At 71.4% G+C, this 13,362-nt stretch carries 13 protein-coding genes; 4 read left to right on the top strand and 9 right to left on the bottom strand.

Features of this window, described 5'->3' with window-relative positions; all coding sequences use genetic code 11:
• The 9 genes from ACFWP2_RS06400 to ACFWP2_RS06440 form a co-directional block, all read right to left on the bottom strand.
• Positions 1-1,255 (bottom strand): chitinase (locus ACFWP2_RS06400; protein WP_380448973.1); only part of this gene is annotated, 1,255 nt, incomplete at its 3' end.
• 636 nt (positions 1,256-1,891) lie between these two features.
• Positions 1,892-2,455, bottom strand: coding sequence for a hypothetical protein (locus ACFWP2_RS06405; RefSeq protein WP_380448975.1), 564 nt, complete (start codon positions 2,453-2,455; stop codon positions 1,892-1,894).
• A gap of 274 nt (positions 2,456-2,729) precedes the next feature.
• Positions 2,730-3,686 carry an ABC transporter substrate-binding protein gene (locus ACFWP2_RS06410; protein WP_380448977.1) on the bottom strand — a complete coding sequence of 319 codons (957 nt, stop codon included), beginning with the start codon at positions 3,684-3,686 and terminating at the stop codon, positions 2,730-2,732.
• Between the two features lie 46 nt (positions 3,687-3,732).
• A complete protein-coding gene (locus ACFWP2_RS06415; RefSeq protein ID WP_380448979.1) occupies positions 3,733-4,410 on the bottom strand; it encodes an ABC transporter permease in 678 nt (225 codons plus the stop codon).
• A complete protein-coding gene (locus ACFWP2_RS06420) occupies positions 4,407-5,075 on the bottom strand; it encodes an ABC transporter permease (RefSeq protein WP_360337908.1) in 669 nt (222 codons plus the stop codon). The genes ACFWP2_RS06415 and ACFWP2_RS06420 overlap by 4 nt, the downstream gene beginning before the upstream one ends.
• A complete protein-coding gene (locus tag ACFWP2_RS06425) occupies positions 5,065-6,324 on the bottom strand; it encodes an ATP-binding cassette domain-containing protein (RefSeq protein ID WP_380448982.1) in 1,260 nt (419 codons plus the stop codon). The genes ACFWP2_RS06420 and ACFWP2_RS06425 overlap by 11 nt, the downstream gene beginning before the upstream one ends.
• Before the next feature lie 215 nt (positions 6,325-6,539).
• On the bottom strand, positions 6,540-6,926 hold the full coding sequence (locus ACFWP2_RS06430) for a rhodanese-like domain-containing protein (protein ID WP_380448984.1): 387 nt from the start codon (positions 6,924-6,926) through the stop codon (positions 6,540-6,542).
• The gene (locus ACFWP2_RS06435) at positions 6,920-7,513 is read right to left on the bottom strand and encodes a cysteine dioxygenase (RefSeq protein ID WP_380448986.1); all 594 of its coding nucleotides are present in this window, start codon (positions 7,511-7,513) and stop codon (positions 6,920-6,922) included. Before ACFWP2_RS06435 ends, ACFWP2_RS06430 begins: the two co-directional genes overlap by 7 nt.
• Positions 7,514-7,708: 195 nt before the next feature.
• Complete coding sequence (locus ACFWP2_RS06440) at positions 7,709-7,786, bottom strand: putative leader peptide (protein ID WP_107086570.1); 78 nt, start codon at positions 7,784-7,786, stop codon at positions 7,709-7,711.
• Positions 7,787-8,117: 331 nt separating this feature from the next.
• Between ACFWP2_RS06440 and ACFWP2_RS06445 the strand changes: the two genes are divergently transcribed.
• The 4 genes from ACFWP2_RS06445 (at position 8,118) to ACFWP2_RS06460 (ending at position 13,360) form a co-directional block, all read left to right on the top strand.
• Complete coding sequence (locus tag ACFWP2_RS06445) at positions 8,118-8,960, top strand: nitrilase-related carbon-nitrogen hydrolase (protein ID WP_380448988.1); 843 nt, start codon at positions 8,118-8,120, stop codon at positions 8,958-8,960.
• Positions 8,961-8,971: 11 nt separating this feature from the next.
• Entirely contained in the window at positions 8,972-10,423 is a 1,452-nt protein-coding gene (gene hydA, locus ACFWP2_RS06450) for a dihydropyrimidinase (RefSeq protein ID WP_380448990.1), read from the top strand.
• A 179-nt stretch (positions 10,424-10,602) separates the two neighbouring features.
• A complete protein-coding gene (locus ACFWP2_RS06455; RefSeq protein WP_380448992.1) occupies positions 10,603-11,616 on the top strand; it encodes a TIGR03842 family LLM class F420-dependent oxidoreductase in 1,014 nt (337 codons plus the stop codon).
• Between the two features lie 181 nt (positions 11,617-11,797).
• Positions 11,798-13,360 (top strand): NCS1 family nucleobase:cation symporter-1, encoded by a 1,563-nt coding sequence (locus ACFWP2_RS06460; RefSeq protein ID WP_380448994.1) that lies wholly within the window; start codon positions 11,798-11,800, stop codon positions 13,358-13,360.
• Positions 13,361-13,362: the final 2 nt, after the last annotated feature.

The raw sequence follows: 13,362 nt of genomic DNA on the forward strand, positions 1-13,362 counted from the left end.
TGGTGCTGATGTTGAGCGTGGCGCTGTTGCCGGCGGTCACGCTGCCGGGGGTGACGGTGGCGGTGACGCCGGCCGGAGCGCCGCTGACCGTGAGGTTGACGCTCTGCGCCGAGCCCGCCGTCACCGCCGTCGCGACGGTCGCCGAGGTGGAGGAACCGGCCGCGACCGTGGCGGAGTCGGGGCTCACCGACACCGAGAAGTCGTTGCTCACCGTCGAGCCGCTGGTGAACGGCGCGAAGATGTGGGTGAAGTCCCAGGTGTTCTGGGCGATCCCGGAGCAGTTGTCGTTGCCGGCCGTGCCCGGGCAGCCGCCGTTGTCGCGCTGGAGCGCCCAGAAGGACAGCGTGTTGATGCCCTTGGAGACCGCCCAGTTGTACACGGTGTTGGCGTTGGCCAGGGTGAAGGTCTCCGCCGGGCCGAAGTCGTCGACGCCGATCATCTCGATGATCCCGATCGAACCCCACAGCTGGGCAGGGGTCTTGGACGGGTAGAGCTTGGCGAGCTGGTTGTAGAGGCCCTGCGCGGAGGTCTGGGTGTCGGCCGCCATGTCGTGGGCGGCGTTGTCGTAGTAGTCGAAGGTCATCATGTTGACGACGTCGATCCGCGCGTTGTTGCTGACCGCGTTCTTCAGCACCGCGAGCCCGCTGCTGGCCAGCCCGGAGGTGGTGGTCGGCAGCGTGTAGGAGAACTGGACGTTCCGCCCGTTGGCGGCGGCCCAGTCCTGCACGATCTTGATCGCCTTGTTGCGGCGGTCGATCCCGGCGGTGTTGTTCAGCGAGTTGTCCTCGATGTCGAGGTCGATCCGGCTGACGTCGTAGGTGGTGATCACGTTCTCGAACGCGGCGGCGATCTGGTTGACATCGGTGCAGCTGTCGGCCAGCTCGGTGCCGGTGTTGTCGGCGGTGTAGCCACCGAAGGACGGGATCACGTCCCCGCCGTTGGCGCGGATGGTCGCGATGTCGGCGCCGAAGGTGGAGGAGGACACCGGCTTGGAGGTGTCGCCGTTCCAGTACGGCGTGCAGGAGCCCTTGGTGGCGGTCTGGAGGAACGCCATGGTCAGGTGCTTGGCGCCGGACTGCGCGGCCAGCTGGGCCGGGCTCTGGCCGGTCCAGGACTCGAAGTAGGGGGCGAAGACCCGGCTGGGGAGCGGGGTGGCGGCCTGGGCGGAGCTCGTCCCGGCGGCGACCAGGCCGGCCGAGGCGGCCAGCGTGGCGCAGGCCGTCAACACGGCCTGGACTGTTCTGCGAAGGCGCATGGATTCTCCAACAGACGTGGTGGGGCAGGACGTTGGGGAGGTGCGGTTGGTCCGGGCAGGGCGGCCGTGTGGGGTCGGCCGCGATCCCGGGACCGGGTCGGATATCAGGAGTGCGGGAGTGCGGGGTGCGGGCGCGTGCGGGCGTGCGAAGGCCCACCGACTCGCGTGGAGGCGGGCGGCGTGCGGATGCGCGCGCCGTACGGAGCGGGGGTGGAGCGGAGCATGGCAGGGCAGTGCCTCAGCCGCCGGTGGTCACACCCCCACAGTGCATCCCGGTCGGATCGACATGCTTATGTTTGGACTAGACCACTGGTCTGTCAAGAGACCTAACAGTTCGTCAGCACACGGCCCGCGCAGCGCAAGGGGGCGGACGGCGCACCTTCGGGCGGCCACGGCGAGGGGCGGCCCCGGAGACGAGAAAACCGTGGCCGCGCACCCATGAGGGGGCGCGGCCACGGCGGCCCGGCGCTCAGGACACCGGGCGTTTCATGGTGCCGCAGATCCGTGGATCCCTGAATCCCGCGGGTCCCTGAAGCCGCGGGGCGATGTGTTCGCGGACCCGGCGGCCCGGACGGCAGCCCGGATCGGCGGTCCGGACCGACGACCTGGACAAGCGGTCCGGATCGGCGCTCCGGATCAGCGGGACGGCGGGCAGAGCGTGGCGAGCAGCGCCTCGTTGATCTTCGCGGCGGTGTCCGGGCCGAAGCCCTGCGGGTGGTCGGCGGAGGTGAAGCGCTGGTTGGCCAGGTCGACGAGCTTCTGCTTGTCCTTGGGGAACTGGTACATCGCCTGGCACTGGTTGCGCGCCCGGTCCACGGCCTGGTCCGGCTTGCCGCCGACGATCGCCGGGTCGATCGCGTCCAGCGCGGACACCAGCTTGGCCGCCAGGTCGTTGCCGGGCTTGGCGGGCAGTCCGGCGTCGGCGGGCGGGGCGGGCTTGGCCGGTGCGGGGGCTCCCGAGGCGCCGGCGTCGGGGGCGGGCGCGTCGGTGGCGCCGTCGGCCGTGGGGGCGGCTGTGCCGGGCGCGGGAGCCGCGGGCGTGGTGGCGGCGTCGGAGGGCACGGGGGCCGATGCGGCGGAGGTGGTGGGGGAGCCGGCCGCGGAGGTGGCCTTGTTCGAACCCGATCCGGAGCTGGAGCAGGCAGCGAGGCTCACCGCGGCGAGTGCCGTGAGGGTGGCGGCGAGGAGACGAGTGCGCATGGCGCCCAGAGTGTCATGTTCGCGGCGTGGAAGGGAAGGTCCCTCCGGCGGCTGGAGGGAGGCCTCCGGAATGGCGGGCGGCGGCCCGGAGGAAGCTCCTCCGGGCCGCCGCGTTCGCGATCCATGGGCGTTCGGGGGGCCGGGCCACCGTCACCCGAAGCCCGCCGGTCAAGGACCGTCAGCCAGAGTCCGGCGGTCAAGGCCCGTCGGTCAAGCCAATCCGGCCGAGACCGTCAGCCGTTGATCGTCAGCCGAGATCGTCGGCAGAGACCGTTCAGCCGAGACCGTTGGACTTCAGCCAGTCCTTGGCGACCGCCGACGGGTCCTCCTTGTCCACCGACACGCGCTTCATCATCGCCATCAGCCCGGCGGTGTCGAGCTTGGCCGACACCGCGTTGAGCGCCGCTGTCGCGGTCGCGTCCACGCCCGCCTTGTGGACCAGCGGGGTGACGTTCTGCGCGCCGAAGATGTTCTTCGGGTCGGCCAGCGGGACGAGCTTGTACTGGGCGATCTTCGGGTCGGTGGTGAACACGTTGCCGACCTGGATGCTGCCGTCCTTGAGTGCGTTCGCGGTGGTGTCGGCGGTGGGCTTCCACTCCTTGAAGGTCAGCCCGTAGACGTCCTTGAGCTGCTGCTCGCGGCGGCTCTTGAACTCCGGCGGCCCGCCGATGGTGAACTCGCCGGCCTTGGCGGCGAGGTCGGCGATGCTCTTGAGGTTGTCCTTGTCGGCCGTCTCCTGGCTGACGCTGAGCGAGTCCTTGTCCTCGGCCGGGGAGGAGTCGAGGATGCCCAGCGCGGCGGGCAGCGTCGTGGTGAGCGCCGCGTTCACGTCCTGGGTGGTGACGGCGGTGGACTTCGGGTCCAGGTAGGCGAGCAGTGAGCCGTTGTACTCCGGCAGGAGGGTCAGGTTGCCGCTCTGCAGCTGACCGTAGAGCACCTCGCGGCTGCCGATGTTGAACTTCTCCTGGACCTTGACGCCCTTGGCCTTGAGGGCCTGCGAGTAGATCGACCCGAGCAGGACGTTCTCCGGGAAGTTGGCCGAGCCGACCACGACCGTCGACCCGGAACCGCCCGAGCCGTCGGAACCGCCCGAGCCGCCTGCCGGGGCCGAGGAGCTCGAACCCCCGCCGAGCGGGTCTCCGCCGGAGGAACCGCATGCGGTGGCGCCGAGGGCGAGCGCGGCCAGGGTGCCGAGGACGACGGCGCGGCGGCTTCGGTTGATTGTCGACATGATGACAAATGTCCTTCCGGGACGGGAGGTGAAGAGGAGGCGGACGTCAGTGGGGCCGCTGCTGGGCGCGCACCCCGGGCGGGAGCGCGAAGCGGGCGAGCAGGGCGAAGAACAGCTGGGCGGCGACCGCGAGCAGCACCACCAGCAGCGCGCCGCCCACGGTCACGGCGTACTTGCGGGTCGCCAGTCCGTCGATGACGTAGCGGCCGAGGCCGCCCAGACCGACGTAGGCGGCCACCGTGGCGGTCGCGATCACCTGCACGGTCGCTGTCCGGAAGCCGGCCAGCAGGGTCGGCGCGGCCGAGGGCAGGCAGACCTGCCGCAGCACCTGGGGGTGGGTCAGCCCGATGCCGCGGGCGGCGTCGCGGACGTCCGGGTCGGTGCCCCGCACCCCCTCGACGGCGGCCACCAGCAACGGCGGCGCGGCGAGTGCGACCAGAGGGATCAGCACGGCGGTGTCGCCGACCCCGGCGAGCAGCACGGCCAGCGTCACCAGGCCGAGGGTGGGCAGGGCCCGGGCGGAGCCCGCGAGCGCGGTCACCACGGTGACGCCGCGACCGGTGTAGCCGATCAGCAGCCCGAGCGGGACGGCGAGCAGCGCCGCGAACAGCAGGGCCTCGCCGGAGAGCAGCAGGTGCTCGGTGACCCGGTGCACGATCGAGTCCGGCCCGCTGAGGTGGTCCGGGGCGGTGAAGAAGTCGCTCAGCCAGTTCAGCCAGTTCACGAGCCGGCTCCCTTCTCCCGGACGGCCCAGGGTGCGAGCAGGCGTCGGGCGGTCACCAGCAGCAGGTCGACGGCCAGCGCCAGGACGGCGATCAGCACGATGCCCGCCACGATCGGGGTCGGGAAGGTGCGCTGGAAGCCGTCGACGAACAGGTAGCCGAGCCCGCCGCGGCCGACCAGCGCACCGACGCTCGCCAGCGAGATGCTGGACACCGCCGCGACCCGCAGTCCGGCGATCAGGTACGGCACGGCGGCGGGCAGCTCGACCGAGGTCAGCCGGTGCCACGGCCCGTACCCCATCGCGGTCGCGGCCTGCCGGACGGCGTCCGGGACGGCGCGCAGCCCGTCCACGGTGGTCGGCAGCAGCACGGCGAGGGCGTAGAAGGTGAGCGGGATCATCACGGTCGCCTGGGTGGCGAGGCCGGTGTACGGGATCAGCACCACGAACACGGCCAGCGAGGGCAGCGCGTAGACGATGTTGAACACGGCGGACAGCGGCTGGTACAGCCGGGGGTAGCGGGCGCAGGCCAGGCCGAGCGGGACGGCCAGCAGCAGGCCGATGAGCACGGGGACGAGGGCGATCACGGCGTGGTCGGCGAGCAGGTGGCCGAGGTAGCCGAGGTGGTCGCCGATCCAGTACCAGCGGACGATCGGTTCATCGTCCACCGTCGGCTCCGTCCGCGCCGACGCTGCCGTCCGTGCCACTGGTACGGCTCGTACCACTGGTGCGGCTCATGCCGTCCATGCCGTTCGTGCCGTTCACGCCGCTCGCGCCGCTTGTGTCGCTAGCCCCGCCGGTGCCGCCGGTGCCGTCCGGGTGGCTTCCGTCGATCGGGGCCTTGCCGACGCGGACGGGCGCCCCTTCGGCCGGCGAACCGGAGGCGTCGGGACGCAGTGCGGCGAGGACCGCCTCACGGCTCGCGGTGCCGATGACCCGGCCGTCGGCGTCCAGTGCGACGGCGACCCCGGCGGGGGAGAGGACGGCGGCGTCCAGCGCGGTGCGCAGGGTTTCGGTGTCCGGGCGGAAGCCGGCTGCCGGCTGCAGTTCGGCGGTGGCGGCGTCGCGGTCGATCCAGCCGATCGGTCGGCGCTCGTCGTCCAGGGCCAACTCCCAGCCTCCGTACCGGAGTCCGTCACCCACCGGGCGGAGCTCGACAGCTCCGGCAGGGCGCAGGCCGAGGCCGCGCAGGCCCCGGTCACGCCCGAGGAAGGCGGCCACGCCCTCGTCGGCGGGCGTGGTGAGCAGCGTGTGCGGGTCGGCCAGCTGGGCGATCCGGCCGTGCTCGCGGAGCACCACCACCTGGTCGCCGAGCCGGACGGCCTCCTCGATGTCGTGGGTGACGAACAGCACCGTCTTGTGCAGCTCGGACTGGAGCCGCAGCAGCTCCTCCTGGAGCCCGGCCCGCACCACCGGGTCGACCGCGCTGAACGGCTCGTCCATCAGCAGCACCGGCGGGTCGGCGGCCAGCGCGCGCGCCACACCGACCCGCTGCTGCTGGCCGCCGGACAGCTGGAACGGGTACCGCTTGGCGGTCTCCGGTGCGAGCCCGACCAGTTCGAGCAGTTCGGCGGCGCGGGCGCGGGCCTTCTTGCGGTCCCAGCCGAGCAGGTAGGGGACGGTGGCGATGTTGTCGATCACCTTGCGGTGCGGGAAGAGCCCGGCCTGCTGGATCACGTACCCGATGCCACGGCGCAGCTTGGCGGGTTCCAGCTTCGCGACGTCCGTGTCGTCCAGCAGGACCCGGCCCGAGGTGGGCTCGACCATTCGGTTGACCATGCGCAGCAGGGTGGTCTTTCCGCAGCCGGACGGGCCGACCAGGACGGTTATGCGACCGGTCGGGACCTCCAGGTCCAGGCCCTCGACCGCGACGGTGCCGTCGGGGTGGCGCTTTCCGGCGCCCTCGAATCTGATCACGTGGGAGTTTCCTCGTCAGGGCGCCCCGGAGAGGCGGCGCCTCGGTCGTTCGGTCGTTCGGTCGGGTCGTTCGGCGACGGCGGTTTCAAGCGCCCGGGCGTACTTCCGCCCGCGTGGCTGCCCAGCTTTGGACCGGCGGAAACTCTGATCAGACTATGACCTGCTTCATCTCCTGTCCTTGATTTACCGTCCCGGCACGCGGTGCGACCGCGACCTCAGCCGCCCTGACGGGTCGGCAGACCCGCGGCCGCCCAGCCCACGAAGCCGCCGTCCAGGTCGGTCGCCCGGTGCAACCCCAGCTCGCGCAGGGAAGCGGCGGCCAGGCTGGAGGCGTAGCCCTCGGAGCAGACCACGATCACCTCGACGTCGTAGCCCGAGGCCTCGGGAATCCGGTGACTGCCCGTCGGATCCAGCCGCCACTCCAGCACGTTGCGCTCGATGATCAGCGAGCCGGGGATCTCCCCCTCGGCCGCCCGCTGCGCCGCCGGACGGATGTCCACCAGCAGCGCGCCGTCCAGCTGGGCCTGGTACGCCTCGCGGGCGCGGGGCCGGTGGACGCCCTGCCGGGCGCGCTCCACCAGGTCGTCGATCGTGGTCACCACTGTTCGGGTCCTTCCTCGGAGGTGCGGACGAGCCCACCGGCCCGCAGATCGTAGTGCGCCATCGAGCTCAGCGGCGGCGAATAGGCGTGCAGGGTCACGGCGGGGCCGGCGGCGGTGTTGCGCACGTCGTGCACGTACTCGGGGCCGAAGGCGCGGGCGGTGCCGGCCGGGACCCGGCGGATCAGCAGGCCCTGCTCCGGGCCGCCGAGGGACAGCTCCTCCAACTCGCCGAGGGCGACGGTGAAGGCGCCGCGCGAGCCGCCGTGGTCGTGGAAGCCGGTGGACTGGCCGGGCAGCCAGCTGATCAGCCACACCTCGTGGTCGTCGTCGGCCGTCAGCCGGCGGTACCAGCGGTCCTCGGCGGAGAGACGGACGTGGTGGATCCACTCCTCGGGCCGCTCGGCCAGCTCGCGGACGATGGTCCGCAGGGTGCCGGGGGTGAGCGGCGCGGGGACGTCGGCGTCGGCGTGGGATCCGGGGTGGTCTCCGGCGTGGTCTCCGGCATGGGCTTCAGGGCCGACGGTCGGGCGGGTATCGCGGCTGATGCTCGGGCGGATGTCGTGGCTGATGCTCGGGCTCGGGCTCATGGAGGCGTCCTCGGATGCGGCGGGAACGTCGGCGGGAAGCGCCCGGCGACCGGCGACGGCGGACGGGCGGGCCGACGGAGCGGCCCGGCACGTGCGGGTGCGCCGGGTGCGGTCGGGAGTCAGAACTGCGGGTACGGGTGCACGGCACGGGCCCTGGCGGACGTCACAGGGCGGTACCGGCGGGGGAGAGCAAGGTCAACAGGCACAGATGGAACTCGCCTGGCGCCGCAGATCGACGTGCAGGCGGCAGACCAGAGTGGCGCCGGAGTCCATGCGCCGGATCCTTCCGGAGCGAACCGGACGAAGTCAAGCCGAGCTGACGGCCCGCCGCCGTCCGTTGCGAGTAAGACGGCGAATCCCGGGGTAGATCATCTCTTCATCGCACCCCGGGAACATCCGCGTGTCCGCGCGACGAGATCGCCCCGGACGCGTTTGCGCCAACGTATTGTCAGGCCACCGAGGCCAGGCCTACCGTCTACAGATCGCTTTCTACGCACGTAGACCCCGCGGTTCCCCGAGCGGAACCGTGGGGCAGACCCGCCCCGTCAACCCTCAGACCGCGGGCCCGACCGCACGGCCGGACCGCGGAGTTGCGGAGGTAACCATGTCGCAGATCGTCCGTGCCGCGCTCGTCCAGACCCGCTGGACCGGTGACCAGGAGAGCATGATCGCGCTCCACGAGCGGTACGCCCGCGAGGCCGCAGCCCAGGGCGCGAAGATCATCGGCTTCCAGGAGGTCTTCAACTCCCCGTACTTCTGTCAGGTCCAGGAGGCCGAGCACTACCGCTGGGCCGAGGCCGTCCCCGACGGCCCGACCGTGCGCCGGATGCGGGAACTCGCCCGCGAGCTCGGGCTGGTGATGGTCGTCCCGGTCTACGAGGAGGAGCAGGCCGGCGTCTATTACAACACCGCCGCCGTCATCGACGCCGACGGCAGCTACCTCGGCAAGTACCGCAAGCACCACATCCCGCAGGTCAAGGGCTTCTGGGAGAAGTACTACTTCAAGCCCGGCAACCTCGGCTGGCCCGTGTTCGACACCGCCGTCGGCAAGGTCGGCGTGTACATCTGCTACGACCGCCACTTCCCCGAGGGCTGGCGCGCCCTCGGCCTGGCCGGCGCGCAGATCGTCTACAACCCCTCGGCCACCAGCCGCGGCCTGTCCGCCTACCTCTGGCAGCTCGAACAGCCCGCCGCCGCCGTCGCCAACGAGTACTTCGTCGCCGCGATCAACCGCGTCGGCACCGAGGAGTACGGCGACAACGACTTCTACGGCACCTCCTACTTCGTGGACCCGCGCGGCCAGTTCGTCGGCGACGTCGCTTCCGACAAGGAGGAGGAACTCGTCGTCCGCGACCTCGACCTCGGCCTGATCGAGCAGGTCCGCCAGCAGTGGGCGTTCTACCGCGACCGCAGGCCCGACGCCTACGGACCGCTCGCCGAGGCGTGAGGAGCGGCGCGATGACCACCAGCGACGCGCGGGCCGCCGTCCGTGCCCCGCACCAGCGCACCGTCGTCCGCGGCGGCCTCGTCATCACCGCGACCGAGGAGGTCCACGCCGACGTCCTGATCGAGGGCGAGCGCATCGCCGCCCTCGCCGCCACCGGCAGCTCCGCCGCCGAGGCCTGGACCGCCGACACCGTCATCGACGCCACCGGCCACTACGTCATCCCGGGCGGCGTCGACGCCCACACCCACATGGAGCTGCCGTTCGGCGGCACCGCGGCCTCCGACACCTTCGAAACCGGCACCCGGGCCGCCGCCTGGGGCGGCACCACCACCATCGTGGACTTCGCCGTGCAGCCGGTCGGCGGCTCGCTGCGCGAGGGCCTGGACACCTGGCACGCCAAGGCCGAGGGCAACTGCGCGATCGACTACGCCTTCCACACCATCGTCTCCGACGTCAACGACGCCGTGCTGAAGGAGATGGACGCCCTGGTGGACTCCGGCGAGTCCACCTCCTTCAAGCTCTTCATGGCCTACCCCGGCGTCTTCTACAGCGACGACGGCCGCATCCTGCGCGCCATGCAGCGCGGTGCCGCCAACGGCGGGCTGATCATGATGCACGCGGAGAACGGCATCGCCATCGACGTCCTGGTCGAACAGGCGCTCGCCGCCGGGAAGACCGCCCCCCGCCACCACGGCGAGGTCCGCCGCGAACTGCTGGAGGCCGAGGCCACCCACCGGGCGATCAAGCTCGCCCAGGTGGCCGGCAGTCCGCTCTACGTGGTGCACGTCTCCGCCGCCGCCGCGCTCGCCGAACTCGCCCGCGCCCGCGACGAAGGGCTCAACGTCTTCGGCGAGACCTGCCCGCAGTACCTCTTCCTCTCCACGGACAACCTCGCCGAGGAGGGCGCCGACGGCTTCGAAGGCGCCAAGTACGTGTGCAGCACGCCACTCAGGCCGCGCGAGCACCAGGAGTCGCTCTGGCGCGGGCTGCGCACCAACGACCTCCAGGTGGTCTCCACCGACCACTGCCCGTTCTGCTTCGTCGGCCAGAAGGAGCTGGGCCGCGGCGACTTCTCGAAGATCCCCAACGGCCTGCCGGGCGTCGAGAACCGGATGGACCTGCTCCACCAGGCCGTGGTGGACGGGCACATCAGCCGGCGCCGCTGGGTCGAGATCGCCTGCACCACCCCGGCCCGGATGTTCGGCCTGCACCCGCGCAAGGGCACCGTCGCCCCGGGTGCCGACGCCGACCTGGTGGTCTACGACCCGACCGCGGTGCAGACCGTCTCCGCCGCGACCCACCACATGAACGTGGACTACTCGGCCTACGAGGGCCGCCGACTCACCGGCCGGGCAAGGACGGTGATGTCGCGCGGCACCGTCGTGCTGGACGACGGGGCCTGGCTCGGCCGGGCCGGGCACGGGACCTTCCTGCGCCGGGACACCTGCCAGTACCTGGTCTGAGTCCCCTCCCGCTTGCCGCTTGACCGTTGGCCGACCGACCGCTCGCCGTTCGGCCTTTCGCCCGTCGATTGCTCGACGTTCGACCGCCTGACCGTTCACCGCTCGCCCGTCGCCGCCCGTTGCGCCGATCCGCTCGGCGACCGGGCGGTGGCGGGCAGGACCCTTACCTGGAGCCCCTCATGGACATCGGCCTCGTCCTTCAGACCGACCCGCCCGCCCGGCTGCTCATCGACCGGATGATCCGCGCCGAGCGGGCCGGGTTCAGCCACGGCTGGACCTTCGACTCCTGCGTGCTGTGGCAGGAGCCCTTCGTCATCTACAGCCGGATCCTCGCCGAGACCGAGCGGATGACCGTCGGCCCGATGGTGACCAATCCGGGCACCCGCACCTGGGAGGTGACCGCCTCCACCTTCGCCACCCTCAACGACATGTACGGCAACCGGACCGTCTGCGGGATCGGCCGCGGTGACTCCGCCATGCGGGTCGCCGGGCGGCACCCCGCCACCCTCGCCCGACTCTCCGAAGCCATGCACAGCATCAAGGAGTTGGCCGAGGGGCGCACCGCCGAGGTGGACGGCACCGAGATGCGCCTGCCCTGGGTTCGCCCCGGCGCGTCGCTGCCGATCTGGATGGGCGCGTACGGGCCGAAGGCGCTCGCTCTGACGGGCCGTCAGGCTGACGGCTTCATCCTGCAGCTGGCCGATCCGTACCTCACCGAGTTCATGGTCAAGGCGGTGCGGGCCGCCGCCGTCGAGGCCGGCCGGGACCCGGACTCGCTCACCATCTGCGTCGCCGCCCCGGCCTACGTCACGGCCGACGACTCGCCCGAGGCGCTCGCCCACGCCCGGGAGCAGTGCCGCTGGTTCGGCGGGATGGTGGGCAACCACGTGGCCGACCTGGTCAGCCACTACGGTGAGCACTCCGACCTGGTGCCGGAGGCGCTCACCGAGTACATCAAGGGCCGCCAGGGCTACGACTACAGCCACCACGGGCGGGCCGGGAACCCGGACACGGCCTTCGTTCCGGACGAGATCGTCGACCGCTTCTGCCTGATCGGCCCGGCGGAGGCGCAACGGGCCCGGCTGGCGGAGCTCCGCTCGCTCGGTGTCGACCAGTTCGCCGTCTACGCCATGCACGACGCCATCGAAGCCACCATCGACGCGTACGGGGCGGACGTCATCCCGCACCTGTGACGGGCTGTCCGGACGCCGCGTGAGCCACTCCGTGGACCGTCCGTGAACAAGTCCGTGAACCAAACTGCGAACCAACCTGTGAACCCGCTTGTGGACCCGCCTGTGAACCTGCCTGTGAACCATTCCGTGACCCCCACCTGAGCTCAGCCGCGGATTCGGCCGCGGCGGACGGGAGTTGTCCGTGCCCGACACCGAGGCCAGCGGCAGCAGACAGTGGCATCACCCCAACGGCCGGGTCGAACTCGACCCGGCCACCGGGGATTTGCCGCCCAACGGATTCACCAGCGACGACCTGCGGCCGGTCCCGGTGGCGCGGCGCACCTGGACCACGTACAACTTCCTCGCGCTCTGGGTCGGCATGGCCCACAACATCCCGTCCTGGACCCTGGCTTCGGGCCTGGTCACGCTCGGCATGGACTGGAAGCAGGCGGTGCTGACCATCGCACTCGCCAACCTCATCGTGCTGGTCCCGATGCTGCTCACCGGGCACGCCGGCACCAAGTACGGCATCCCGTTCCCGGTCTTCGCCCGTGCCTCCTTCGGACTGCGCGGCGCCAACCTGCCCGCGCTGCTGCGGGCGGCGGTGGCCTGCGCCTGGTTCGGCATCCAGACCTGGATCGGCGGCGAGGGCATCTTCCTGCTGGCCGGCAAGCTGTTCGGTGAATCCTGGCGCACCGCCAGTGAGTTCGGCGGCTACCCGTGGACGCAGTGGCTGTCGTTCCTGCTGTTCTGGCTGATCGAGATGGCCATCATCGCGCGGGGGATGGAGGCCCTGCGGCGGTTTGAGAACTGGGCGGCGCCGTTCGTCATCGTCGGTGCGCTCGCGCTGCTGGTGTGGATCACCGTCAAGGCGGGCGGGCTCGGGCCACTGCTCGACCAGCCGTCCAGGCTGGGGTGGGGCGAGGGCTTCTGGAAGGTCTTCTTCCCGGCGCTGATGGGCATGATCGGGTTCTGGTCCACCCTCTCGCTGAACATCCCCGACTTCACCCGCTTCGGCGGCAGCCAGCGGGCCCAGATACGCGGGCAGGCACTCGGCCTGCCGACCACGATGACGCTCTTCGCGTTCCTGTCCGTGCTGGTCACCTCGGGCTCCGAGGCGGTCTACGGCGTCCCGGTGTGGGACCCGATCCAGCTCGCCGCCAAGATGGAGAACCCGGTCGGCATCCTGTTCGCTCTGCTGACCGTGCTGGTCGCGACGCTGTCGGTGAACATCGCCGCCAACGTCGTCTCGCCCGCCTACGATCTCGCCAACCTGCTGCCTCGCCTCGTCAACTTCCGGACCGGGGCGCTGATCACGGGGGTGGTCGGGATCGCGATCTTCCCTTGGCGGCTGATCTCCGACCCGCACGTGTACATCTTCACCTGGCTGGGCGTGGTCGGCGGCCTGCTCGGCACCGTCGGCGGAGTGCTGATCGCCGACTACTGGGTACTGCGCCGCACCCGGCTCCGGCTCGCCGAGCTGTACCGACCGGGCGGGGCGTACTGGTACGCGGCCGGGTGGAACTGGACGGCCGTCACGGCGCTGCTGGTGGGCGGCGTGCTGGCCGTCGGCGGCTCGTACTCGACCCTCGACGCCGACGGCGCGAAGCAGGGCCCGTTCCCGGCGGACGGCCTGATCCCCGTCCTCAAGCCGCTCGCCGACTACGGCTGGGCCGTCGGGCTCACGGCGGCGGCCGTGGTGTACCTGGGGCTGAGCGGGGTGTTCGGGAGGGGAGCTGCACGGGAGGGGCGGGCTGACGGATGACG

Origin of the sequence: Kitasatospora sp. NPDC058444 (assembly GCF_042721415.1) — a bacterium.
Lineage (GTDB): Bacteria > Actinomycetota > Actinomycetes > Streptomycetales > Streptomycetaceae > Kitasatospora.

Excerpts from the sequence above, each read along its gene's own strand:
- ACFWP2_RS06405 (WP_380448975.1), bottom strand. The coding sequence starts at position 2,455 with ATGCGCACTCGTCTCCTCGCCGCCACCCTCACGGCACTCGCCGCGGTG.
- hydA (WP_380448990.1), top strand. The coding sequence starts at position 8,972 with ATGACCACCAGCGACGCGCGGGCCGCCGTCCGTGCCCCGCACCAGCGC.
- ACFWP2_RS06445 (WP_380448988.1), top strand. The coding sequence starts at position 8,118 with ATGTCGCAGATCGTCCGTGCCGCGCTCGTCCAGACCCGCTGGACCGGT.
- ACFWP2_RS06410 (WP_380448977.1), bottom strand. The coding sequence starts at position 3,686 with ATGTCGACAATCAACCGAAGCCGCCGCGCCGTCGTCCTCGGCACCCTG.
- ACFWP2_RS06440 (WP_107086570.1), bottom strand. The coding sequence starts at position 7,786 with ATGGACTCCGGCGCCACTCTGGTCTGCCGCCTGCACGTCGATCTGCGG.
- ACFWP2_RS06455 (WP_380448992.1), top strand. The coding sequence starts at position 10,603 with ATGGACATCGGCCTCGTCCTTCAGACCGACCCGCCCGCCCGGCTGCTC.
- ACFWP2_RS06435 (WP_380448986.1), bottom strand. The coding sequence starts at position 7,513 with ATGAGCCCGAGCCCGAGCATCAGCCACGACATCCGCCCGAGCATCAGC.